The organism is Pseudomonas putida (assembly GCA_029953615.1).
In the GTDB taxonomy this organism is placed as follows: Bacteria; Pseudomonadota; Gammaproteobacteria; order Pseudomonadales; family Pseudomonadaceae; genus Aquipseudomonas.
Genome location: CP124529.1, coordinates 4,690,325 through 4,713,389, shown reverse-complemented (window position 1 = coordinate 4,713,389; position 23,065 = coordinate 4,690,325). Strand labels below are relative to the sequence as shown.

At 62.8% G+C, this 23,065-nt stretch carries 17 protein-coding genes and 2 pseudogenes; 9 read left to right on the top strand and 10 right to left on the bottom strand.

The features are described from left to right. The first annotated feature begins 18 nt into the window (after positions 1–18). A complete protein-coding gene (locus QIY50_21600) occupies positions 19–1,800 on the top strand; it encodes an ATP-binding protein (GenBank protein WGV19879.1) in 1,782 nt (593 codons plus the stop codon). A 3-nt stretch (positions 1,801–1,803) separates the two neighbouring features. Here QIY50_21600 and QIY50_21595 read toward each other — a convergent pair whose 3' ends face one another. Both QIY50_21595 and QIY50_21590 read right to left on the bottom strand, forming a co-directional pair. Then, complete coding sequence (locus QIY50_21595; protein ID WGV19878.1) at positions 1,804–2,436, bottom strand: LysE family translocator; 633 nt, start codon at positions 2,434–2,436, stop codon at positions 1,804–1,806. A gap of 240 nt (positions 2,437–2,676) precedes the next feature. Further along, positions 2,677–3,294 carry a LysE family transporter gene (locus tag QIY50_21590; protein ID WGV19877.1) on the bottom strand — a complete coding sequence of 206 codons (618 nt, stop codon included), beginning with the start codon at positions 3,292–3,294 and terminating at the stop codon, positions 2,677–2,679. A gap of 111 nt (positions 3,295–3,405) precedes the next feature. Here QIY50_21590 and QIY50_21585 point away from each other — a divergent pair, with 111 nt between their 5' ends. Continuing rightward, entirely contained in the window at positions 3,406–3,858 is a 453-nt protein-coding gene (locus tag QIY50_21585) for an Lrp/AsnC family transcriptional regulator (protein ID WGV19876.1), read from the top strand. Positions 3,859–4,272: 414 nt separating this feature from the next. Then, the gene (locus QIY50_21580; GenBank protein WGV19875.1) at positions 4,273–5,685 is read left to right on the top strand and encodes a cytosine permease; all 1,413 of its coding nucleotides are present in this window, start codon (positions 4,273–4,275) and stop codon (positions 5,683–5,685) included. Between the two features lie 41 nt (positions 5,686–5,726). On the opposite strand, the gene QIY50_21575 is transcribed toward QIY50_21580, so the two are convergent. Further along, entirely contained in the window at positions 5,727–6,431 is a 705-nt protein-coding gene (locus tag QIY50_21575; protein WGV19874.1) for an NUDIX hydrolase, read from the bottom strand. A gap of 139 nt (positions 6,432–6,570) precedes the next feature. Here QIY50_21575 and QIY50_21570 point away from each other — a divergent pair, with 139 nt between their 5' ends. Continuing rightward, a complete protein-coding gene (locus QIY50_21570; GenBank protein ID WGV19873.1) occupies positions 6,571–7,221 on the top strand; it encodes an isochorismatase family protein in 651 nt (216 codons plus the stop codon). Further along, on the top strand, positions 7,218–8,417 hold the full coding sequence (pncB, locus tag QIY50_21565) for a nicotinate phosphoribosyltransferase (GenBank protein WGV19872.1): 1,200 nt from the start codon (positions 7,218–7,220) through the stop codon (positions 8,415–8,417). The genes QIY50_21570 and pncB overlap by 4 nt, the downstream gene beginning before the upstream one ends. A gap of 56 nt (positions 8,418–8,473) precedes the next feature. On the opposite strand, the gene QIY50_21560 is transcribed toward pncB, so the two are convergent. Next, a complete protein-coding gene (locus tag QIY50_21560) occupies positions 8,474–9,361 on the bottom strand; it encodes a LysR family transcriptional regulator (protein WGV19871.1) in 888 nt (295 codons plus the stop codon). A gap of 111 nt (positions 9,362–9,472) precedes the next feature. On the opposite strand from QIY50_21560, the gene QIY50_21555 reads away from it, so the two are divergent. Next, on the top strand, positions 9,473–10,534 hold the full coding sequence (locus QIY50_21555) for a YeiH family protein (protein ID WGV19870.1): 1,062 nt from the start codon (positions 9,473–9,475) through the stop codon (positions 10,532–10,534). Between the two features lie 210 nt (positions 10,535–10,744). Then, on the top strand, positions 10,745–12,118 hold the full coding sequence (ppnN, locus tag QIY50_21550; GenBank protein WGV19869.1) for a nucleotide 5'-monophosphate nucleosidase PpnN: 1,374 nt from the start codon (positions 10,745–10,747) through the stop codon (positions 12,116–12,118). A 358-nt stretch (positions 12,119–12,476) separates the two neighbouring features. Here the strand turns inward: ppnN and QIY50_21545 are convergent, their stop codons facing one another. From QIY50_21545 to pssA, 4 genes and pseudogenes are all read right to left on the bottom strand, one after another. Beyond that, entirely contained in the window at positions 12,477–13,652 is a 1,176-nt protein-coding gene (locus QIY50_21545) for an IS481 family transposase (GenBank protein ID WGV19868.1), read from the bottom strand. 655 nt (positions 13,653–14,307) lie between these two features. After that, positions 14,308–15,475 (bottom strand): annotated as a pseudogene (locus QIY50_21540) (GGDEF domain-containing protein). A gap of 97 nt (positions 15,476–15,572) precedes the next feature. After that, positions 15,573–18,124, bottom strand: a pseudogene (locus QIY50_21535) (EAL domain-containing protein). Positions 18,125–18,265: 141 nt separating this feature from the next. Then, positions 18,266–19,594, bottom strand: coding sequence for a CDP-diacylglycerol--serine O-phosphatidyltransferase (gene pssA / locus QIY50_21530; protein ID WGV19867.1), 1,329 nt, complete (start codon positions 19,592–19,594; stop codon positions 18,266–18,268). Between the two features lie 270 nt (positions 19,595–19,864). On the opposite strand from pssA, the gene QIY50_21525 reads away from it, so the two are divergent. After that, a complete protein-coding gene (locus tag QIY50_21525) occupies positions 19,865–20,215 on the top strand; it encodes a hypothetical protein (protein ID WGV23104.1) in 351 nt (116 codons plus the stop codon). Positions 20,216–20,371: 156 nt separating this feature from the next. On the opposite strand, the gene QIY50_21520 is transcribed toward QIY50_21525, so the two are convergent. Next, complete coding sequence (locus QIY50_21520) at positions 20,372–20,518, bottom strand: DUF2986 domain-containing protein (GenBank protein WGV19866.1); 147 nt, start codon at positions 20,516–20,518, stop codon at positions 20,372–20,374. A 154-nt stretch (positions 20,519–20,672) separates the two neighbouring features. On the opposite strand from QIY50_21520, the gene QIY50_21515 reads away from it, so the two are divergent. Beyond that, positions 20,673–22,418 carry a phosphoethanolamine transferase CptA gene (locus tag QIY50_21515; protein ID WGV19865.1) on the top strand — a complete coding sequence of 582 codons (1,746 nt, stop codon included), beginning with the start codon at positions 20,673–20,675 and terminating at the stop codon, positions 22,416–22,418. 107 nt (positions 22,419–22,525) lie between these two features. On the opposite strand, the gene QIY50_21510 is transcribed toward QIY50_21515, so the two are convergent. Continuing rightward, positions 22,526–23,062 (bottom strand): PqiC family protein, encoded by a 537-nt coding sequence (locus tag QIY50_21510; GenBank protein WGV19864.1) that lies wholly within the window; start codon positions 23,060–23,062, stop codon positions 22,526–22,528. Positions 23,063–23,065: the final 3 nt, after the last annotated feature.

Sequence of the window (23,065 nt, the reverse complement as noted above, 5' to 3'; positions counted from 1 at the left end):
AAAGGACCGGCAGAGCACATGGCAAAATGGCTAGACGGCGGCGGGCTGATGGCCGAGCGCATCCGCAACCACGATTGGGCCGCCACCCCGCTGGGCCCGCTACAGCACTGGCCCGACCCACTGAAAACCAGCCTGGCCCTGTGCCTGGCCTCGCGCTTCCCGCAAGCCGTGCTTTGGGGCCCTGACCTGCTCACCCTGCACAACGACGCTTTCTCGCAAATTCTCGGGCAAAAGCCCTCAGCATTGGGCATCCCCTTCCGCGCCGTATGGCAGGAGGCCTGGGCCGACATCGGCCATTTGGCCAACCGCGCCCTGGCTGGCGAGGCGGTGTACATCGAAGACTTCCCGCTGGTAATCGACCGCAACGGCGACCCCGAACGGGCCTGGTTCACCTTCTGCTACAGTCCCATCCGCGATCATGATGGCAAGGTGCTAGGCATGCTGGATACCGTCACCGAAACCACCGCCAGCGTGCTCGCCAACCAGCGCCTGAAATTCCTCGACGACCTGGGCCGTGCCGTGGCCGATGCTACCGACCCGGACCAGATCCTTGCCATCACCACGCGCATGCTGGTCGAGCACCTGCAACTGTCAAGTTGCGCCTACGCGGTGATGGAGCCAGACGAAGACGGTTTTACCATCTGCGGTGACGCCGTGGCGCCCGGCTCGCCGCATCTTCTGGGGCGTTACCAGTTGCAGGACTTCGGCAAGCTGGCGCTCGGCCGCTTGCGCAGTGGCCTGCCGCTGGTCATCCGGGACAACCTGAGCGAGCTGTCCGCAGAGGAAGCTGCCACCTTCCAGGCCATCGGCATTACCGCGACGATTTGCATGCCCCTGATCAAAGGGGGCCGGCTGACCGCGCTGATGGCCATCCACGACAAGGCGCCACGTCAGTGGACCCACTACGAACAAGCGTTGATCAGCGAAGTCACCGAGCGCTCCTGGGCGCATGTCCAGCGGGTACAGGCCCACGCCGAAGTACGCGAGGCCGTGGCCGCACTAGAGGCGCTGAACGCCACCCTCGAACAGCGCGTCGACGAACGCACCAGCCAGTTGCTGCACACCGAAGCCGTGCTGCGCCAGACCCAGAAGCTCGAAGCCATCGGCCAGCTGACCGGTGGCGTGGCCCATGACTTCAACAACCTGCTGACCATCATTCGCTCGTCGCTGCATTTTCTGCAGCGCCCCAACCTCGACGCACAGCGCCGCGAGCGCTACCTCAAGACCATGTCCGACACCGTCGACCGAGGTAGCAAGCTGACCGGCCAGTTGCTGGCTTTCGCCCGCCGCCAGGCCCTGAGCCCTCAAGTGTTCGAGGCAGGGCCACGGCTGGAGGCCATGGCCGACATGCTCGACACTGCCACCGGTGCGCGGATCCAGGTCGAGCTGCAGTTGCCGCAGGCGCCTTGCCATATCCGCGCCGATCTCAATCAGCTGGAAACCGCAGTCATCAACCTGATGCTCAACGGCCGCGATGCCATGGCCGGTGAAGGCACCTTGCAATTGCGCCTGCAGGCCGACCAGTGCCTGCCCGCCCTGCGCGGCCAGCCGCCACAGCCGGGCCCGTTCGCGGCGATTTCGGTGAGCGACAGCGGTGTAGGCATTGCCGCCGAACTGCTGGAGCGCATCTTCGACCCGTTCTTCACCACGAAGGCGCCGGGTGAAGGCACCGGGCTCGGGCTGTCGCAGGTGTTCGGTTTTGCCAGGCAGTCCGGGGGCGATGTTCAGGTGAACAGCGTCCCGGGCCAGGGCACAACCTTTACCTTGTACCTGCCCCAGGAGCAACCGCCTGAAGCCTAGCGATCAACGCCGCCCTTCGGCCAGCATGCGCACGGCCAGGCCCGCCAGCACCGTGCCCATCAGCCAGCGCTGAACCTGCTGCCACAGCGGGCGACCGGCGAGGCACACGGCGATCGACCCGGCCATGACCGCGATCAGTGCATTGACCGAGACACTGATGGCGATCTGTGTCGACCCCAGCACCAGCGACTGCAGCAGCACGCTGCCATGCCCCGGCTCGATGAACTGAGGCATCAACGACAGGTACATGACGGCGATCTTGGGATTGAGCAGGCTGGTGGCAAAGCCCATGGTGAACAGCCGCCGCGGGCTGTCGGCAGGCAGGTCACGAACCTGGAACGGCGAACGGCCACCAGGGCGCAGCGCCTGCCAGGCCAGGTACAACAGGTACAACGCACCACCGATGCGCAGCGCATCGTAGGCAAAGGGCACAGCCATCACCAGAGCGGTGATGCCCAGCGCGGCGCAGAACATGTAAATGACGAAGCCCAGGGCCACGCCCCCCAGCGAAATCAACCCGGCCTTGCGGCCCTGGCAGATCGATCGGGAGATCAGGTAGATCATGTTCGGCCCCGGGGTCAGGACCATGCCGAGGCAGATCAGGGCGAAAGTGAGCAGTTGCGTGGTTTCGGGCATGGAGCACATCCTGGTTGTGCGTTGAAGTGCTGCGAGTTTATCCGAGGCCATGCATGTCGTCTTTACCCTTGGCTCTCGCCTGCCAGGTTAACGCGGCAACCTGTAGGAGCGGCCTTGCGTCGCGATAGGGCTGCAAAGCAGCCCCAGGATTTCAGCGCATGTGCACAAATCGCCGGGGCTGCTTTGCAGCCCTATCGCGACACAAGGCCGCTCCTACAAGGGCCAGCGCAGGCCAGTGAGTCAGCTGATCTGCCCAGCTATCAAACCCAGGGCCACCGTGATCATCGCTACCCCCGACACCCGTCCGACCAGTTTTGCCGCCCCCGGCCGGGTGCTCAGCACGGCTTTGGCGCCATAGCCGACCAGCGAGTAGATCACCAGCGAGCTGCACAGGTGCACCAGGCCCAGCAGCAAGATCTGCAATGGCACCGGCCAGCTAGACTGCGGGTCGGTGAACTGCGGCGGCAACAGGGCCAGGAACAGCAGGAACACCTTCGGGTTCAGGCCGCTGACACAAAACCCCTTCAATGCCCAGCGTGAACCCGACTCCCCCGCCCCGTCCTGCCCGGCCGCCGGCAATGCCGGGCTCAGCAGCAGGTTGCCACCCAGCCACAGCAGGTAGCTGCACCCCGCCAGGGTCAGCAGGGTCAGCGCCAGCGGGTGGCCGGCCAGCAGGCTGCCGACCCCGGCCGCCACCACCAGGGTCGCGAGGAAATGCCCCGACAGCATGCCCGCCACCGCAGGCATCACCCAGCGCCCGCGCATGCCGGCCGAAATGGCATAGGCCCAGTCCGCACCCGGGGTAATCACGAACAGCATCGACACGGCCCAGAACGCCGTCAGAACACTGAGAGCCACTTGAATCTTCCTTTTCCACTGCTTTGCGATGGCCAAAGATTACGGATTCCGCCGAGGGATTTTCTTTCGTATATTCCCCAACAACCCTCAATGACTGGAAGATCCTTCTCAATGGACAGGACTGATCGAAAAATCCTTGCCGAACTGCAAAAAGACGGTCGGTTATCGGTGACCGAGCTGGCCGACCGTGTGGGGCTCAGCCTCTCGCCCTGCCATCGGCGCCTGAAGGCGTTGGAGGAATCAGGGGCGATTCTTGGCTATCACGCCCGCTTGGCGCCGAGCGCCCTGGGGCTGAACTTTGCCGCGCTGGTGTTCGTGACCCTGCGCGAAGTGACCCGCCAGCCGGTTGCGGACTTTGAAGCGGCGCTGGCCGAAATCCCGCAGATCGTCGAGGCGCAGCGGCTGTTTGGCGACCCGGATTACCTGCTGCATGTGGTGGCCAAGGATCTGCCGGCGTTCCAGAAGCTGTATGACGAGCAGCTGACCAGCATTCCCAATGTGAAGCGGTTGAGCTCGACGCTGGTGATGAAAGAGGTGATTCAGGATCGGTTGTTGCCAATGTAGCGTTGCGGCCTGTGCCGGCCCTTTCGCGGGTGAACCCGCTACCCACCTCGACCGCATCGGTTTCAAGTCATGCGCAGTACCTGTGGGAGCGGGTTCACCCGCGAAAGGGCCCTCACAGGCAGCTTTCTATCTGCCCTGAAAATGCGCACACCGCACCACCACCGCCCACCGCAGTCTACCTGCCACCCCGCCAACCCCCTCTAGCCCAAGCGCTTCCGCCCGCTGGCACTCTCTTTGCTACCGTCCCCCGCTTAACCTTTTGTCAGCCTTAGGTTTTTTAAGGTTTATGGGCACATATTTACTAATTTCTCGTTATCCCCGCGCCCCGCATCATCGCTCCAACAAGAACGCGTCGCCCTTCGCCGGCACGCCCCCGGGCAGCTCCCGATGCCCTACCTTGCCTTGGAGTCAGTCATGACCAGTGCAGCCAATTCGGCACCCCTCATAGAAAAACACACGATCGGCTACGTGCCCCCGCAAGACCGCCATGGAAAGGTAAGGGATCTGTTCACACTGTGGTTCGGCGGCAACATCGCGCCGCTACCCATCGTCACCGGTGCACTGGGCGTGCAGCTGTTCCACCTGAACCTGGTATGGGGCATCGTCGCCATCCTGGTCGGCCACCTGGTCGGTGGCGTGCTGATGGCGCTGCACTCGGCCCAGGGCCCGCAGATGGGCATCCCGCAGATGATCCAGAGCCGCGCCCAGTTCGGCTCGCTCGGTGCGCTGCTGGTGGTGGTGATAGCCGGGGTCATGTACATCGGCTTCTTCGCCTCCAACATCGTGCTCGCCGGCAAGTCGCTGCACGGTGTGGTCGACGCCGTGCCGGTACCGGTGGGCATCGTCATCGGTGCACTGGGCTCAGGCATCATCGGCATCATCGGCTACCGCTTCATCCACGTGCTCAACCGCATCGGCACCTGGGTGCTGGGTATCGGCATCGTGGTCGGCTTCGGCTACATCTTCAGCCACGTGCAAAGCGACGACTTCCTCACCCGCGGCGGCTTCAACCTGGCCGGCTGGCTAGCCACCGTGTCGCTGGCAGCGCTGTGGCAGATCGCCTTTGCACCCTATGTGTCGGACTACTCGCGCTACCTGCCAGCGGACGTGAAGGTCAGCTCGACATTCTGGACCACCTACCTGGGCTCGGCCCTGGGTTCGAGCCTGTCGTTCATCTTCGGCGCCGTGGCGGTACTGGCGATCCCGGCCGGCATGGACACCATGGACGCGGTCAAGCTGGCCACCGGTACCCTCGGCCCGATCATGCTGGTGCTGTTCCTGCTCAGCGTGATCAGCCACAACGCCCTCAACCTGTATGGCGCGGTGCTGTCGATCATCACCCTGGTGCAAACCTTCGCCCACCGCTGGATCCCTACCGCCAAGAGCCGCGCCGTGCTGTCGCTGGTGGTACTGACGGCCTGCTGCGTGGTGGCAGTGTTCGCTTCGGCGGACTTCATCGGCCACTTCGTCGACATGGTGCTGGTGCTGCTGGTGGTGCTGGTGCCGTGGACAGCGATCAACCTGATCGACTTCTATGCCATCCACAAGGGTGACTACGACATCCAGTCGATCTTCCAGGTCGATGGCGGCATCTACGGGCGTTACAACCCGCAGGCGCTGATCGCCTATGCCGTGGGTATCGTGGTGCAGATCCCGTTCATGAACACGCCACTGTACGTCGGGCCGATTTCCGAGCATATCAACGGAGCTGACCTGTCGTGGCTGGTGGGGCTGGCGGTTACCTCGCCGCTGTACTGGTGGCTGGCCAGCCGCGACAGCGCCTACCGTCGCCGGCAGATGAGCGCCAAGGTGGCCATGGGGCACTGATTCAGCCTGTGCCAGCCGCGTTGCTTCAACGTGTGAAGGCGCTAAGCGCCTTCGGGCAGCAGGCTGCGATCAAACATGAACGCCCGCTCCCCCTGCGGGGTGTACTGATACAACTGCTGCGGCCTGCCCAGCTTCGGCTGGTTCTTCTCCCCGGTATCCCTCACCCACCCCAGCTCGCGCAAACGCTCCAGGCGTTTGCGCAGCGAGGTGTTGTTCACCGCCTGCCCCAGGCAAGCCTGCACTGCACCTGACGCATCCAGCACAGTGAACTTCTCTGCCAGCAGATACAACGGCAGGCTGCTGTACACCGTCTTCGCCGCCAGCCGCTCGCGGGCGCGCTCCACCAACAGGTTGTGATCAAAGGGCAACAGCACCTTGCGCGCCAATACGCTGTCCAAGTCGAAAAACGCCAGTTGCTCGCCCTGGACGACCTGCCCCGGTTCGAGCAATGCCAGGTAATAGGTGCTGAGTGACCATCCACGCGGGTCGCGGAAAGCATTGCCCTCGGTACCCACCTGTTCCATGTAGCACGGTACGACCTGGGCTTTCTCGCGCAGCGCGCGTTCGGCGGCAGCTTCCAGGCTGGTATCGGGGGTGCGGCCATTGACGATCACCCCGGGCAGGGCCCACTGGCCAGCATGGGGTTCGCGCTCACGACGGTGCAACAGCACTTGCAGATGCTGAGCTTCGGGGGCCATGCGCAGGGCGACGATATCGACGCTGGCCAGGACTTCGACTGCATTCACCGGGCGACTCCTTGTTTCAACGCCATCATAATCCACCAGGGCGTTTAAGTAAGGCAAGCATTAATCCCAAATTAGATGCCACTTGACACACTTAATCCACCAGGTGAATTATATAGGCATTCCAGCAAGGAGAACCGCCATGAAGATCGCCAGTTTCGATGTCGACGCCCAGAACGGCTTCACCAGCAACGTGCCGCAAGAACTACCCGTCCCCGAAGGTGACGAAATCGCGGCAGATCTGAATACCATGGCCTTGCGCGCCGACCTGCGCCTCGGCAGCAAGGACGCCCACCCGGCCAACGCCGCCTGGGTGGTCGCCGACCCCGCGCACATGTTGCAACCCCTGCCACTGGCCAACGCCGACCTGACCTGGGTCAGCCACTGTGTTCCGGGCACTCGCGGCTTCGAGTTGCTGCCCGGCCTGCCTGCCCCCATCGACTACGACTATTTCGTGTGGAAAGGAGTCGAGCCCGACCTGCACCCCTACGGCGCCTGTTACCACGACCTGGCCGAGCGTCGCTCCACCGGGGTGATCGAGTACCTGAAGGTAGAGCAGGTGGGGGCAGTGATCGTCGGTGGCCTGGCCCTGGACTATTGCGTCAGGACCACCGCCCGCCAATTGCGCCAGGCCGGCTTTCAGGTGCTTTTGTACCTGCCGGCTTGCCGCGCACTCACCCAGGCTGGCGCCATCGAGGCCTGTGGCGCTCTGGCTGCGGAGGGCGTGATCCTCTGCGGCGACGAAGCGGCGCTCGACTACCAGCTCTCTCTGATCAAGGAAGACCGCCCATGAGCGACAGCGTTTTCGGCCCGCGCATCATCCAGAACCTGCTGGACACCGACTTCTACAAGATCACCATGATGCAGGCAGTGCTGCACAACTACCCCAACGCCGAGGTGGAATGGGAATTCCGCTGCCGTAACGAGGAAAACCTCGCACCCTATCTGGCAGAAATCCGTTACCAGGTCGAGCAGCTGGCCGATGTCAGCGTCACCCATGACCAGCTCGCCTACCTGGAAAAGATCCCGTTCATCAAACCGGACTTCATCCGTTTTCTCAGCCTGTTCCGCTTCAACCTGCGCTATGTGCAGGTAGGCCTGGATGATTCCGGGCAACTGGCGATTCGCGTGCGCGGGCCGTGGTTGCATGTGATTCTGTACGAGATCCCGCTGCTGGCGATCATCAGCGAGGTGCGCAACCGCTACCGGTATCGCGAGGTGGTGATAGAGCAAGTCCGCGAGCGCCTGTATCAGAACCTCGACTGGCTCAAGGCCGAGGCCACCGCCGATGAACTGGCCGCTTTCCAACTGGCCGACTTCGGTACCCGGCGGCGCTTCTCCTACCGGGTGCAGGAAGAGGTGGTACACATTCTCAAGCGTGACTTTCCGGGCCGCTTTGTCGGAACCAGCAACGTGCACCTGGCCCGTGAATACCAGCTCAAGCCGATCGGCACCATGGCCCACGAGTGGTTCATGGCCCACCAGCAACTCGGCCCGCGGCTGGTCGACAGCCAGGCTGCCGCGCTGGAATGCTGGGTGCGGGAATACCGGGGGCTGCTGGGCATTGCCCTGACCGACTGCATCACCATGGACGCGTTCCTGAGCGATTTCGACCTGTACTTCGCCAAGCTGTTCGATGGCCTGCGACATGATTCGGGCGACCCGTTGGCCTGGGCGGAAAAGGCCATCGCCCACTATGAACGACTGGGCATCGACCCGAAGAGCAAGACCCTGATCTTTTCCGACGGGCTGGACTTTGCCAAGGCGCTGCGGCTGTACCGGGCGCTGCATGAGCGGATCAATGTGAGCTTTGGTATCGGTACCCGGCTGACCTGCGATATCCCGGGGGTTGAACCGATGAACATCGTGATCAAGATGACGGCGTGCAATGGGGCACCGGTGGCAAAGATTTCAGACAGCCCGGGCAAGACACAGTGCCGGGACGAGAATTTCGTTGCCTATCTGAAACATGTCTTCAAGGTGGATTGAGGGCGCCTGTGCTGGCCCCTTCGCGGGCTCGCCCGCTCCCACAGAGGCCAGCACAGTCAGCCCACCTCTTGCAGGCCGACACACAACTCAAGGAACCGCGCCGCTGCCCGCGACGGTGTCGCTGCATGTGGCATCAGTATGGAGAACCGCCTGACCAAGGGCTCTGGCAAAACCTGCAACCGCTGCAACGCCCCATCCTCATGCCGGATCGACATCGCCGACACAAAACCGATGCCCATCCCGGCCCGCACCGCCTCCTTCACCCCTTCCACCCCGGCAATCTCCAGCGCCACGCGCATTGCCACACCACTGCGGGCAAATGCCCGCTCGACGATCTGCCGCACACCCGAACCGCTCTCGCGCAGCACCAACGGGTAGGCCCCCAGCGACATCAAGGTCTGCTGGTCACTGCCAGCCAGCGGATGCTCACGCGGCACGATGGCCACGATCTCGTCTTCCCGCCACGGTGTCACCGCCGTGCCCAATGGCAATTCCTGCCCAGGCGGCCCTTCGATCAGGGCGATATCGACGCTGTCCAGCGCAGCGACGATTTCCGCCGTATTGCCGTTGGAGGTGCTCACCAGCACCTCCGGGTAGCGGGCATGGAAATCGGCAATCAGGTAGGGCAGCAGGTAGCTGGCTGGCGTGGTACTGGCGCCGATGCGCAAGGTACCGCGCTCCAGCCCGTGCATGGCCTCGCGCAATGCCTGGGCCTGACGGAAGGTTTCGCGCAGGCGCTCGGCATAGGCCAACAATTGCTCGCCGGCTGTTGTCAGCCGCACACCACGGCCGGCGCGCTGATAGAGGGGCTCGCCAAAAGCTTCCTGCAGCAGCTTGAGCTGGCCAGACACCGCCGGCTGCGACAGATGCAGGGCCTGGGCTGCATGGCTGATGTTACCGTGCTCGGCGACGGTGGCGAACGTTATCAGTTGTTCTGGGGTCATGTGTAAAAAATATCAGCTAAACGGATATTTGCCATCCTGAATTACGATTTTTTATAAGCTTATAACCAGATTAACGTAGGCAATGTCGAATTACCTTTCCGGAGGACTCACATGGCCACGGTTCCGTCCAACCCTGCCTTCGCGCCTACCCTCTCTACCCGAGGGCGGCTCAATGGCATCCTGTTCGTCGCGCTGTTCGCGCTTGCGGTCACCCAGCTGGCCGCCCTGCCCGCCATCGCCAACCTGGGCATCAGCCCGCTGATCGTCGGTATCGTCGCCGGTGCGCTGTATGGCAATGCGCTGCGTGACGGCGTGCCGGCGAGCTGGGCGGCGGGTATCAACTTTTCCGCCCGCGGCCTGCTGCGCATTGCCGTGGCCTTCTTCGGCCTGCGGGTAAGCCTGCAGGAAATTGCCGAAGTCGGCTGGTCCGGGCTGATCGTGTCGCTACTGGTGGTGTCCAGCACCCTGCTGATCGGCCTGTGGTGCGGCATGAAGCTGTTCAAGCTGGACCGCGATACCGCCTTGCTGACCGCAGCCGGCAGCGCCATCTGCGGCGCCGCCGCGGTACTGGCCTTCGAATCGGCCCTGCGCAGTGCCCCGCACAAAAGTGCCATGGCGGTCGGCAGCGTGGTGCTGTTCGGCACCCTGTCGATGTTGCTTTACCCATTGGCGATCAATGCCGGCTGGCTGCAACTGGACAGCATGAGCGCCGGACTGTTCCTGGGTGGCACCCTTCACGAAGTGGCCCAGGTGGTCGGTGCGGCCAGCAACGTCAGCCCAGAGGCCACGCATATTGCCACCATCGTCAAGATGACCCGGGTGATGCTGCTGGTACCGGTGCTGCTGGTGGTCGGGCTTTGGATCAGCCGCGCGCGCCATCCGGGCCAGGCACAGGGCAACGGGCGCATCGCCATGCCCTGGTTCGCCTTCGGCTTCCTCGCGCTGGTGCTGGTGAATTCGCTGCAGGTGCTGCCGGGCAGCGTGACGCAGGCGGTCAACAGCCTGGATACCTTTGCCCTGACCATGGCGATGACGGCGCTGGGCATGGAGACGCGCTTCAGCCAGATTCGTCAGGCCGGGCCACGGGCATTGGCCACCGGGGCGATTCTCAACCTTTGGCTGGTGGGGGGTGGGCTGGCTATTACCCTGGGTGTGCAGAAGCTGTTGGGCTGACTTGAGAGCAGGTTGGCTTCTTCGCGGGCTTGCCCGCTCCCACAGGGACCGCGCAGCTCTCGAGGTTTGCGCCGTACCTGTGGGAGCGGGCAAGCCCGCGAAGAAGCCATTCTGGACTCAAGCTTTTTCCACGCCCCCCTCGTTGCCGCCCGCATTTCTCGGTATGGTGTTGTCAAAGAAGGATGTTTTACCCGCACAGGAAAGACTTAGATGCCTCAACGCAATGTCATCAATGCATCCGTCAGCCCCAAAGGCAGCCTGGAGACGCTGTCACAACGTGAAGTGCAGCAACTGAGTGAAGTCGGTACCGGCAGCCTTTACACCCTGTTCCGCCAGTGCGCCCTGGCCATCCTCAACACTGGCGCCCATGTCGACAATGCCAAGACCATCCTCGAGGCCTATCAGGACTTCGAGGTGCGTATTCATCAACAGGACCGCGGCGTGCGCCTGGAGCTGCTGAATGCCCCGGCCGACGCCTTCGTCGATGGCGAAATGATCGCCAGTACCCGTGAAATGCTGTTCAGCGCCCTGCGCGACATCGTCTACACCGAAAGCGAGCTGGCCAGCCAGCGCATCGACCTGGAAAGCTCCCAGGGCATCACCGACTATGTTTTCCACCTGTTGCGCAACGCCCGCACCCTGCGCCCGGGCGTGGAGCCGAAGATGGTGGTGTGCTGGGGTGGCCACTCGATCAGCAGCGAGGAATATCAGTACACCAAGAAGGTCGGCCACGAGCTGGGCCTGCGCAAGCTGGATGTGTGCACCGGCTGCGGCCCGGGGGTGATGAAGGGCCCGATGAAGGGTGCCACCATTGCCCACGCCAAGCAGCGCATGCACGGCAGCCGCTACCTGGGCCTGACCGAGCCGGGCATCATCGCCGCCGAAGCGCCCAACCCGATCGTCAACGAACTGGTGATCCTGCCGGACATCGAGAAGCGCCTGGAAGCCTTCGTCCGTGTCGGCCATGGCATCATCATCTTCCCGGGCGGTGCCGGCACGGCCGAGGAGTTCCTCTACCTGCTGGGTATCCTCATGCACCCGGAAAACCAGGAACTGCCGTTCCCGGTGGTACTCACCGGCCCGCGCAGCGCCGAGCCGTACCTGCAACAACTGCATGCCTTCGTCGGCGCCACCCTGGGTGAGGCGGCGCATCGCTTGTACGAGATCATCATTGATGACCCGGCAGAAGTTGCCCGGCACATGGTCGAAGGGCTCAAGGCAGTGAAGCAGTTCCGCCGCGAGCGCAACGATGCCTTCCACTTCAACTGGCTGCTGAAGATCGAGGAGAGCTTCCAGCGCCCGTTCGACCCGACCCACCAGGCCATGGCTGACCTCGACCTGCGCCGCGAGTTGCCGGCCCATGAACTGGCCGCGAACCTGCGCCGGGCGTTTTCCGGCATTGTCGCCGGCAACGTGAAGGACAAGGGCATCCGCCTGATCGAGGAACACGGGCCGTATCAGATCCGTGGCGACAGCGCCGTACTGGACCCACTGGGCCGGCTGTTGCAGGCGTTCGTCGACCAGCACCGGATGAAGCTGCCTGGCGGCGCGGCGTATGTACCGTGCTACCAGGTGGTGACCTGATTCGCCCTGTCTGAACTGTAAGTTTGCCGTCATGCCCCTGTGGGTTGCTCATCGATAGCCTGAGTGCCGAGATGACTTGCTGTTGCTGTTGCTGTTGCTGTGCTGTTGCTTCGCTTTTGCTTCTAAGCGCGCGGTAGTTCAGGCGCCGCAGATTGCGACTTCAGGAGGCCGAGCGAAGGGCTTGCGGAGGGAGGTGACGGGCATGGATGCCCGTCAAGCGCTGAGGCCCCATGGATGGGGCCTGCAGCGCGTACTCCCGGGAGCAAGACCGTAGCGAGGGGACCCCGGAGCGCAGCGCAGGGGCCGGATGATAGGAGCCAGTGTACGGGTCACCCACATGGGTTACATAAAAGTTCACTCACATAGGTGACACCTTGAGCGTCACACAGCCATCAATGGCATCACGCATATCGATCCTACCGAGGACGATTGGACCGAAAATAACATCCCAGAGTCCGTCTCCAACTTGCTCCAGCCCGATGGTCTGGTGCTTCAGTACGTAACCTACGTAGATCCTCAAACCTCGGCGGCTGACGATGCCGCAACCGTCAATTGGCAAGCTCTCGATATGGCTGGGATAAATCATCTCAGGCAGCTTTTCAGGGAATGGGCGCGGCGAAGGTTGGTAACAGGATGCCGGCGTTCTTTGTTCCAAGGCTTCGTGCAACCGTTCGTGATTGTAATGCTGCCGAAACCGATCAAAGTGCCGTTGTTGAGCCTCCCATGCCATTGCCGGTGGCGATGGGAGCGTGCTCTTGAGTGTCCGATGCATGCGTTCATGCCGGCCATTCTGCTCAGGTCTGCCAGGTGCGATGCGCTCGGGAATGATGCCCAGACGCAGCCACCAGATCGACAGTTGGGAAAGACCTGCGCGTCCTTTGCTGGCGAACGGTACGCCGTTGTCGGTTCGGATACGCTCAGGCAGCCCATTTTCACGGAATACATCGGTAAATACCGCCTGCGTTTCCAGGAAGTTCGTGTTTGCCATGCTGTGGCAGGCAAGCAAGAAGCGACTGGCGTGATCCATGATCGTCAACGGATAACACCAGACGCCTGCCCCTGTGAGGAACTGGCCCTTGTAGTCCGCACTGAACAGCTGATTGGGCGACTCCGCTTTTTCCAGTGGCTTGGGATAAATGGCCACACGCTGACGTAGACGCCGCGGCTTGATCAGTTCGGCTTTCTTGAGGATGTTGTAGATCGCGGTCTTTGAGGGTGGCGCCTGATCAGGAAAGCGCTCCTGCAACGCTGCCTGGATTTTTTTGGGCCCTGGCACCGTCTCCCCCTGAGCGCGCAGTTCCACAATGGCCTCGCGGACCGCGACGGGTACAACCCAGTCCTGGGTCAACCGGCGTCGGCTGCGCTCCTCCAAGCCTGCCGGGCCCTCTTTCTCGTATCGCTCGACCCATTTGTAGCCGGTCTTTCGACTGATCTCGTAGGCCTCACACAGGGCGCTGAAGCTAGGCGGCCCCTGCAGGTAGTCCGCGATGAAAAGCATTTTCAGGTCCATAGGTGTTAGCTCTCGCCACGGCATGGTCAGATCCTCGAAAACCGACCTTGCCAGTTAAAGACTGTTACCTATGTGCGTGAACTGATTTGTAACCCATCTGGGTGAGTCATACCGCCAGCGTTTTTTGGTTACTTTTTGTCGCGTTTGACAAAAAGTGACTCGCCGTAAGGGCGAAAAGGTGAGTATGCGTCGCCATCGTAAATGGACTATGCGCGATATCAAGACCAGTACTTTTCCGCTTTTCGCTTTTCGCTTTTCGCTTTTCGCTTTTCCGCTTTTCGCTTTTCGCTCTCAAGCGTGGGCATCAACAACAAGGTCAACATTCATTTTCAAAGGTGGCGCTTAATCACCTTTCCGCCCTTACGGCGGGTCCCTTTTTGTCGTGGCAAAAAGGAACCAAAAACCGTCGGCTCCCATCATCCGGCCCCTACGCTGCGCTCCGGGGTCCCCTCGCTACGGGCCTGCTCCCGGGAGTACGCGCTGCAGGCCCCATCCATGGGGCCTCAGCGCTTGACGGGCATCCATGCCCGTCACCTCCCTCCGCAGTCCCTTCGCTCGGCCTCCTGAAGTCGCAATCTGCGGCGCCTGAACTACCGCGCGCTTAGAAGCAAAAGCAAAGCAAAAGCAAAAGCAAAAGCAAAAGCAAAAGCAAAAGCAAAAGCAAAAGCAAAAGTGCAGGCTACTGGCTCAAGCCGGCCATCGGCCGTTCGACGAAGCGGATACTGTCCCGCCCTCCGCGCTTGGACTGGTACAACGCCACATCCCCCTGCTCGATCAACGCCGCCAGGCTCGCCGGCGGCTGGTCGAACAGGTTGGCGCCGATGCTCAAGGTGACCGGCTGCGGCGTAGGCACCGTCTTGCCGGCAAACTGCTGGAACTGTTCGCGCAACAACTCACCCAGCTCCATCACCCGCTCGCTGCTCGCAGCACTCAGCAGAATGACGAACTCATCACCGCCCAGCCGCGCCGCCAGCGAGCGCTCGGGCAGCACCGCGCGGATCATCTCGCTCAGGGCAATCAGCAAGCGGTCCCCGGCAACATGCCCGTGCAGATCGTTGACCAGCTTGAAGTTGTCGATGTCGATCAGCAGCAAAGCCCCGGGCTGTGCCGAACTCACCTCACTGAAGAACGGCCCCGCCCGCCCCTCCAGCGCGCGCCGGTTGTACAACGCAGTCAACGGATCACGGGCTGCCAACCGGGCAATTCGCGCTTCGCGCCGGTAGCGCACGGTGCCGGTCATCGACAAGGCAATCAGCATGATCGCCATCGCACCTTCGACCAGGGACACCTGAATGATCAGCCCGCCGAAAGTGGCCAGGTCAATCAGCGTACCCGGCATGACCGCAATGACCGCCTTGGCCATATAGAACAGTCCATGTACCAGCAACACATAGCGCAACTGCACCGCACCAACACTCAACGACTTGCCATGCGGCCGCAACAGCCAGCTGGCCTTCAGCGTCAACAGCGCCACCAGCAACGAGTTGACCATCAGCATCACCTTCGACCACTGTGGTCCCACAGGCAACAGCAGCAAGGCGAACCACACCAGCACGACCGATAACCAGATACGCGACAGCCGCACCTGGGTGAAGCGCAATACCCCCATCAGAAAGAACCCGTGCGCCACCACCAGTAAACCGTTGGCCAACCAGATACCAGCCAGCAACAAGCCAATGCCACGCAGCAATGCCAGGGTAGAACCAAGCGTGATGGTGGCAAAGCCTGCGCTCCAGAACAGCAGCGACGGCTCGCGGACGCTGCGCCATTCCGATCGCCAGGTACAACGCAGCCGCGGCCGCCAGGGCGATCGATATAATCAGCATCGTGGGTGGATCAAGCGCCATAAACGGATTGGCCTGTATGGTTAACGAGGAAAAGGCCCGATTGTACGCGCTTGCGATGACTTTCAAGAGGGCGTGGCACCCGTCTGAAATCACCCGCTTAGGGGGACGTACCCCGATCTTCAGCCTCAACCGTGGCCATCAAACGCATCAAGACCTGGTTTTCTACCGGCCTGCTCAGCAGGTAGCCCTGCACCTCATGGCACTGGTCGTCGCTGAGCAAGGCCAACTGCTCCGAGGTCTCTCTACCCCTTCAGCGGTGACCGTCATGCCCATCGCATTGCCCAGGTTGATGATAGCCTGTACCACGCTGCGATCACTGCTGCTCGTGCCCAGCGACTGGACGAAACGCTTGTCGATCTTGATGCTGTCGAACGGGTAAGTGCGCAAGTAGCCCAGCGAAGAATAGCCGGTACCGAAGTCATCCATGTTAAGCCGCACCCCCAGTTCCTTGAGCGCATTCATGGTCTGCAAGGCGCCTTCGACGTCGTTGAGCATGACGTTCTCGGTGATTTCCAGCTCCAGGCGATGGGCAGGCAGGCCGGTTTGTCGAAGTGCTTCGGCCACATCACGGACTACATCGCTGCGGCTGAACTGCGCCGGAGACATGTTGACCGAGACCATGATATCGAGCGGCCAGCCACGGGCCAGTTGGCAGGCCTCATGAAGCACCCAGTTGCCCAGCAGCACTATCAGGTCGGACTCCTCGGCCAGCGCGATGAAGCGGTCTGGCCGTAGCAGGCCGAGCCGTGGATGCTGCCAGCGCACGAGTGCCTCGGCGGAGGCCACCGTCACCCCATCGACCTTGTAGCGCGGCTGGAAGTGCAAGCGCAATTCGCCGCGCGCGATGCCTTCGCGCAGCTCACGCTCGAGTTCGCGCTTTTCCAGCAATGCCGAGTTCAGCTGTGCCGAGAAGTAGCGCCAGGTATGCTTGCCGGCCTGCTTTGCACTGTACAAGGCGACATCGGCATAACGGATCAGGTCACCGGGTAGCCCGGCATACTCGGCGGACAATACCACCCCGAGGCTGACCCCGACCTGGACCTTGTGTTGCTCGAAGGTGATCGGGCGCTTCAGGGCTTCGATGACCCGCGCGCAAAAGCGGTCCACCTCGTCATGCTTGCCTGGCCGCGCCAGCACGATGACGAACTCGTCTCCGCCCAGCCTCGCCACCAGGTCGGTGTCCCGCGTCACTTGCCCGAGCCGGTGGGCGACTTCGATCAGTACGGCGTCCCCGGCCGGGTGGCCGAGGCTGTCATTGATAGGCTTGAAATTGTCCAGGTCAAGCATCAACAACGCCAGCTCCCCTTGCCTGGCCTCTTCAAGGAAGCGGAACAGCTTGTTGCGGTTGGGCAGGCCGGTGAGCGCATCGTGCAGCGATAGATGCTGGATCTGCGCGTGGGCGGCCACTTCGTCGGTGATATCGGTGCAGGTACCCCGAAACCCCTGGCAGGTCTTGTGTTCGATGATGGCCTTGGCGGCGACCCGGCATTCTCGCCGTTGCTCATGTCGATCATGGTATTGGCAGCGCAAGGTGCCGGTCGCCTCGCTGCTGGCAAGGCCCTGCAGCCAGGTATCGACCTGACTGGTATCACAGGCAAACAGCTCGCTGACAGGTCGTTGCAACCAGCGCTCCGGGGCATGCCCGGTAAGCTCGGCAAAACGCGGTGACAGGTAGGTCAGGTGCTGCTGCGCGTCGGTTTCCCAGATCCAGTCAGACGACGCCTCGGCCACGGCCTTGAAGCGCGCTTCACTGGCCTCGAGCGCCAGCTTGGAAACGGCGAGCTCGCGGTGGCTGCGGTCGATACCGGAACTGGCACGCATCGCATAGCGGGCGAACAGGGCCATGATCAAAGCGATGATCAGCAACGCCAGGGCCAGGGGAAACAAGACGGTGTGAAGCAGTTCGGTTCCTGGCTGCTCGATATGCCAGGTCAGCGCGTAGCCACTCTCCTCCAGCGGCAGACGCCCGTGGTCTGCAGGCACCCGGGACGCCGCCGCTACAGTAAAGCCCGACAGCCCGGCAGTGCGTTGCAACTGCCCGAGCACCGCAGGGCTGAGTACCCGCACGAACACCAGCACCGCACCGGATGCCGGCACCGGCTGCCCGGTCGATGGCGGGCGAATGACGGCCGAGGTGTAAAGCGCCGGCTGGCCGTCGAACAGCAGGTAACCGGACGCAGCCTGTTCCTGCTGCACCGCCCGCCGCGCCCGCTGCAGTACCTGGGCGCTGCTGGTGCTGTGACGGTCAAAGCCTTGTTCGCTGAGGCGGCCCTGGAGCATGGCGTAGTGGGTGCCGTTATCGTCAAGTACGAAAACCCCTTCATAGCCATCGGCGCTATACAGGGTAGCGCCGAGGTTATCCTCGTCATAGGCCCACTGCCGGTCCACTGTCCCTGCCAAGTGGTCATACGCAGCTTGCCAGACGGCATAGGCCACCAGGTAGTTGCGGTCGGTCTTCTGCAACTGGCTCAGCGCCGACTCGGCGTGAAAGCGACTCTGTGCCCGCTCACGCTCGTCCAGCGCCCCGGCAATGCGGTACAAGGAAACCAGGCCCAGTAGCAATATCACCAACAGCAGGCTGGAAAACACCAGCGTCAACTGCCGAACCACCTGACTGCGCGACGAATTACTGCCGAAGCTTGCATCCATTCAATGGGCGCCTTTTGCCATGTCTACAGGATTGACTGGTGGTGGTTGGGGTTGATCGGCCCAACCGACGACTGGCTGTGGTGAGCCGGGGCTTCAGCTTCACGACTACCAGCCCCATCAAGGTTGTGCGTGCCCGCCCGTTCAGAGCACCCGCTTGATCAGCGGCTCCAACCGGCTGTAGCGCAGCCGCCGAAGGAACTTGCGCACTTCCTTGGGGTGCTCGGCCTTGACCCCCAGCGCCTCTGCCGAGCCGATCTTCGGCGCATGTCGGCGCAGCTCGGCCAACTCTGCCTCCCTTGGCGCCAGCCATTGCCCTTGCGGGTCATCGATCAGCAGGCCGTTCTCCAGGTCCAGGTTGAAGCCGCGCGGGTTCAGGTTGTTACCGGTCAGCAACGAATAGCGCTGGTCGATCCACACGCCCTTGGCATGAAAGGTGTGCCCGGGGTCGTTCCAGATTCGCACCTCCAGCTGGCCAGTGGCAATCGCGGCGTGGCGACGTCTGGCGAAGGCGCGCAGGTTGTCTTCGTACAGGTAGGGCAGCGCGCCGCTGGCACTGAACGGCTCGCCAGGGGCGATATAGAAGTCGTTGGCCGTGCGGTCACCAACGATCAGTTCCACCCGCACACCACGCGCCAGGGCATGATCGAGCTCGCGCATCAGCACCCGTGGCGGGTTGAAATACGGCGTGCTGATGATGACCTGCGTGCGTGCCGCCGCGAGCAAGGTGCACAACGCCCGGTTCAGCGGGTTGCCCCGGCCCACACCCAACAGCGGAATCACCCGCAGGCCATGCGCCGCCGCGCTGACCGGAGCCTCATAGGCCATGCGCCGCAGCCGCGCGCGCAAGCGCCGTATGTCGCCGCGCAGGCTGCGGGTTGAGGGTGGCGCCGGCAGGTCAAGGCGCGGGGTGGCGGTGTGGTGCAGCAGGCGGCGCACCAGCTCGACCATGGCGTCGGCCAGCGCCGGCGACTGGAACAGGTGGTAGCGGTCCAGCCGGTAGCGGTCGAAACGGTGCAGGTACACGTTGTTCAGGCTGGCACCGGTGTAGATCACGCAGTCGTCGATGATACTGCCCTTCAGGTGCAGCACGCCGAACAGCTCGCGGGTCTGCACCGGTACGCCATGGATGACGATGTCCAGCCCATGGTGCTGGCGCTGGGCCTGGTACCAGGCGGCATTACCCGGCTGGCGCCCTGCGCCCAGCAGACCGCGCCGGGCACGGAACCAGTCGACCACGATGGTGATTTCCAGCCCCGGCCGCGCGGCCTTGGCCTGGTACAAGGCATCCAGCACTTCCTGGCCGGCCTCGTCTTCCTGCAAGTACAACGCGACGATGACGATGCGCCGGGTGGCGGCGCGAATGCGCTCGAGCAGGCAGGCGCGATAGGCCCTGGCATCGGGCAGCACCTGGATCGCCTCGGCCGGCATGGCGAAGCCTGGCAATGCCGCCAGCATGGATTCGGGGTTCACAAACGATCACCTTCTGTGTGCAATCACTGTCGTGCATCAGCTTGCACAGGAAGATCGAAATGGTCCAGTCCCGATGCGCCTGGGGCCGGTCTCCCCGCAGAAGTTGTACAACTTGTTGCTGCTGCGAACTTTTTCCCGTTTACCGGTCTATGTGGGAGGCCCAGAAAGGTAGCGGTACGCGAGACAAGGCTCGCCGACCACCTGCTGGCCAGATGGCTCAATTGTTATCAGAGGTTGGCTTCGCTCATGAAAATACATGTCGCAAGGTTGATGCTGCTCGGCCTGTTCTCGTTCGCGGCGATGGGCACGGCGTCGGCAACACAAACGAAGGCGCCCGTGCTGGCACCCCCGGCGGTTCAAGCACCGTTGCAGCCTGCCGGCAACCCCTGGTCCAGAGTGGCCAGCGTGGCCAATGCACAGCCGGCCACGCTGCTGGCCCACGATGACGACCGCTGGCATGACCACCGCCGCGACTGGCGCCGCGAACAGTGGCGCCGTGAGCAAGCCCGCCGTGACTGGGAACGCCGGCGAGACTGGGAACGCCGCCGCGACTGGGAGCGCCGCCATGATCGGGCCATGCACGACCGCTACTATCACGACTATCGTTACTACCGCCGTTGATCGTAAGCAGCTGACGCATCCCCTGTAGGAGCGGCCTGTGTCGCGATCGGGCCGCAAGGCGGCCCCGGCGAAATCTGCTTCAACGCTGAAATCGTGTGGCCGCTCTGCGGCCCGATCGCGACACAAGGCCGCTACTACAATGTCCGCGCCAGTCAGTCAGGTTGGGGTATCCCCCGCCGCCTCGGCCTCCATCTTCAACCGGTCGGCCTTGCAAATGTACTTGGGCTTGCGCGGTGCCAGTTTGGCGCTGGCCTTCTTGGCATGCGCCTGCAATAGCTGCTTGATCTTCTTGCGACGGTTCATTCTCACTCGGCCTGTCAGTCTGGTTTGGCTGAACCCATCATACCTTGCCTGGGCCAACGTCTCGTTGACGTTATTTTCACACCCGGCAGATTAGCGTCACGCCCTTTCCGGTCACGGGCACATCCGCTGGCCGCCGAGCGACTACGAGGCAAACGTGTCACACACTCCATCCCCCTCTTCGCCCAAGCGCGTGGACTGGGCCGGCCTGGGCTGGCTTTTGCTGTTTTTCTGGTACTTCTCAGGCGTGACCCAGGCGTTGCTGCTGTTCAGCGGCACCACCGGGTTCGCCGGTTTCCGCGATGCTTTGTTCCTCAGCAGCCTGTGGCTGGCCCCGGTACTGCTGCTGCCACGCTTCACCCGCGCCACGGCCGCGATCATTGGCCTGGTGCTGTGGGCTGCTTCACTGGTGGGCCTGAGCTACTTCGGCATCTATCGCCAGGAGTTCTCGCAAAGCGTCATCTTCGTCATGTTCGAGTCCAACACCGCCGAGGCCGGCGAGTACTTCAGCCAGTACTTCAGCGTCTGGCTGGGCCTGGCGTTGCTGCTGTACTCCCTGGTGGCAGTACTGCTGTGGAGGCGCGTACGCCCGGTCAGCCTGCCGCTGCGCAGCCGCCTGCCGGTGGTATTGCTGTTGCTGCTGGCCAACCTGGTGTACCCGTTCTACAAGCAGATGGTCACCCAGCAGCGCAGCTTCGCCGACGCAGCGGAAAAGGTGCAGCAGCGCATGGAACCCGCCGTGCCCTGGCAACTGCTGGTCGGCTACCGCCAGTACCGCCAGCAACTGGACAACATGCAAGAGCTGCTGGCCCAGAACGCCGCGCTGCCGCCCCTGCAAAACCTGCATGACAGCAGTGGCGCAGCGCCACGCACGCTGGTGCTGGTGCTGGGCGAATCCACCACCCGCGAGCACATGCACCTGTACGGCTACAACCGCGACACCACGCCCAACCTCGACGCACTGGCCGCCAGCGACAAGCGCCTGACCGTGTTCCGCAACGTGGTGTCGCCACGCCCGTACACCATCGAAGTGATGCAGCAGATCCTCACCTTCGGCGACGAACAGAACCCGGACCGCTTCCTGACCGACCCGTCGCTGATCAACCTGATGAAACAGGCTGGCTATAAAACCTTCTGGATCACCAACCAGCAGACCATGACCAAACGCAACACCATGCTGACCACCTTCTCGCAGCAGACGGACGCGCCGGTGTACCTCAACAACCAGCGCAACCAGAATGCCAGCCAGTACGACGACGTGGTGCTGGCGCCGTTCGAGAAGGCCCTGCAGGACCCGGCGCCGAACAAATTCATCATCGTGCACCTGCTGGGTACGCACATGGATTATCGCTACCGCTACCCGAACGACTACGCGCACTTCGACGACCGCCAGGGGGTGCCCGGCAAGCTGACAGACGACCAGGTACAAACCTACAACTTCTACGACAACGCGGTGCGCTACAACGACTACGTGGTGTCGAGCCTGATCAAGCGTTATTCGGCCAGTACTGCCAATGGTTTCCTGCTGTACCTGTCCGACCATGGTGAAGATGTGTACAGCTCAGGCAACCACGACCGCCTGGGGCGTAACGAAGGCGCGCCGACCCGGCCGATGTACACCATTCCGTTCCTGCTGTGGACCTCGCCCAGCTGGCAGGCCGAACACCCACGAGACTTGCAGGCAATGACCGAGCGCCCCTACAGCAGCTCGCACCTGATCCATACCTTGTCCGACCTGGCCGGGCTGAGCTATGACCGTTACGAGCCGGCCAAGAGCCTGGTGAGCCCGCAATTCGTGGTGGCTCCGCGCTGGATTGGCGACCCGTACCGCAAGGATGGCTTGCGCGAGTTCGACCACCTGCCGCTGGACAAGGCCGAGCGGGTTGCGGGAGACGGTCAGTAGCGGGAAGAACCTGAACTGAGTGTTGTGCGATCGGGATTGCCGGGGGCGCTTTGCGCCCCTTTCGCGACACAAGGCCGCTCCCACAAGTACCATGCATCGATCAGCCATCAGGCAGGTTGGGCACAGCTGCCCTGCCGGGCACTCTCCCGCACTGCCTCGGCCAGTTTGCGCAGGTTGGCCTGGTGGGCATTGACCAGGCTGGCGATGCTGTTGTCCGCCGCCGTCTGCAACGAGGTTCGGCAGGTCAGCCCGGCCTCCCCCGAGCGTGTCAGGCGCCATAGCGCCTCCAGCGAAGCGTAGCGCCCCGGCACCGTATCGAAGCGCTGCACGTCCACCCGCAGCACCGCGTTGCCGCCACCTACCGGCCCACCCAGTTGGTCCTGCAAGGCGCTGCGGAACTCATCCTCCAGGTTGGCCCCCCACCACTCCGTCTCGAGGATCGCCAGGCCGCTCTGGCCTTGCCGCACCACCAACTGCGGGCGATCCACCTGTGGCGGCACGGCCACCCTCGCCACCTGAATACGCTGGCCACCGTCGCGCACCGGTTCGCTCGGCACCAGCGTGTGATAGTTGTTCGGGGTACTGCTGCAGCCCCACAGCACTGCCAGCAGGCCGGCACCACACATATTGCGCAGTCGATGCATCGG

Bases quoted from the DNA above. Each gene is read 5' to 3' on its own strand.
- QIY50_21545 (WGV19868.1), bottom strand. From the start codon at position 13,652: ATGCCGTGGCGAGAGCTAACACCTATGGACCTGAAAATGCTTTTCATC.
- QIY50_21510 (WGV19864.1), bottom strand. From the start codon at position 23,062: ATGCATCGACTGCGCAATATGTGTGGTGCCGGCCTGCTGGCAGTGCTG.
- QIY50_21520 (WGV19866.1), bottom strand. From the start codon at position 20,518: ATGAACCGTCGCAAGAAGATCAAGCAGCTATTGCAGGCGCATGCCAAG.
- pncB (WGV19872.1), top strand. From the start codon at position 7,218: ATGAGCGACAGCGTTTTCGGCCCGCGCATCATCCAGAACCTGCTGGAC.
- QIY50_21525 (WGV23104.1), top strand. From the start codon at position 19,865: ATGCTGCTCGGCCTGTTCTCGTTCGCGGCGATGGGCACGGCGTCGGCA.
- QIY50_21560 (WGV19871.1), bottom strand. From the start codon at position 9,361: ATGACCCCAGAACAACTGATAACGTTCGCCACCGTCGCCGAGCACGGT.
- QIY50_21595 (WGV19878.1), bottom strand. From the start codon at position 2,436: ATGCCCGAAACCACGCAACTGCTCACTTTCGCCCTGATCTGCCTCGGC.
- QIY50_21570 (WGV19873.1), top strand. From the start codon at position 6,571: ATGAAGATCGCCAGTTTCGATGTCGACGCCCAGAACGGCTTCACCAGC.
- QIY50_21555 (WGV19870.1), top strand. From the start codon at position 9,473: ATGGCCACGGTTCCGTCCAACCCTGCCTTCGCGCCTACCCTCTCTACC.
- QIY50_21600 (WGV19879.1), top strand. From the start codon at position 19: ATGGCAAAATGGCTAGACGGCGGCGGGCTGATGGCCGAGCGCATCCGC.
- QIY50_21585 (WGV19876.1), top strand. From the start codon at position 3,406: ATGGACAGGACTGATCGAAAAATCCTTGCCGAACTGCAAAAAGACGGT.
- QIY50_21580 (WGV19875.1), top strand. From the start codon at position 4,273: ATGACCAGTGCAGCCAATTCGGCACCCCTCATAGAAAAACACACGATC.
- ppnN (WGV19869.1), top strand. From the start codon at position 10,745: ATGCCTCAACGCAATGTCATCAATGCATCCGTCAGCCCCAAAGGCAGC.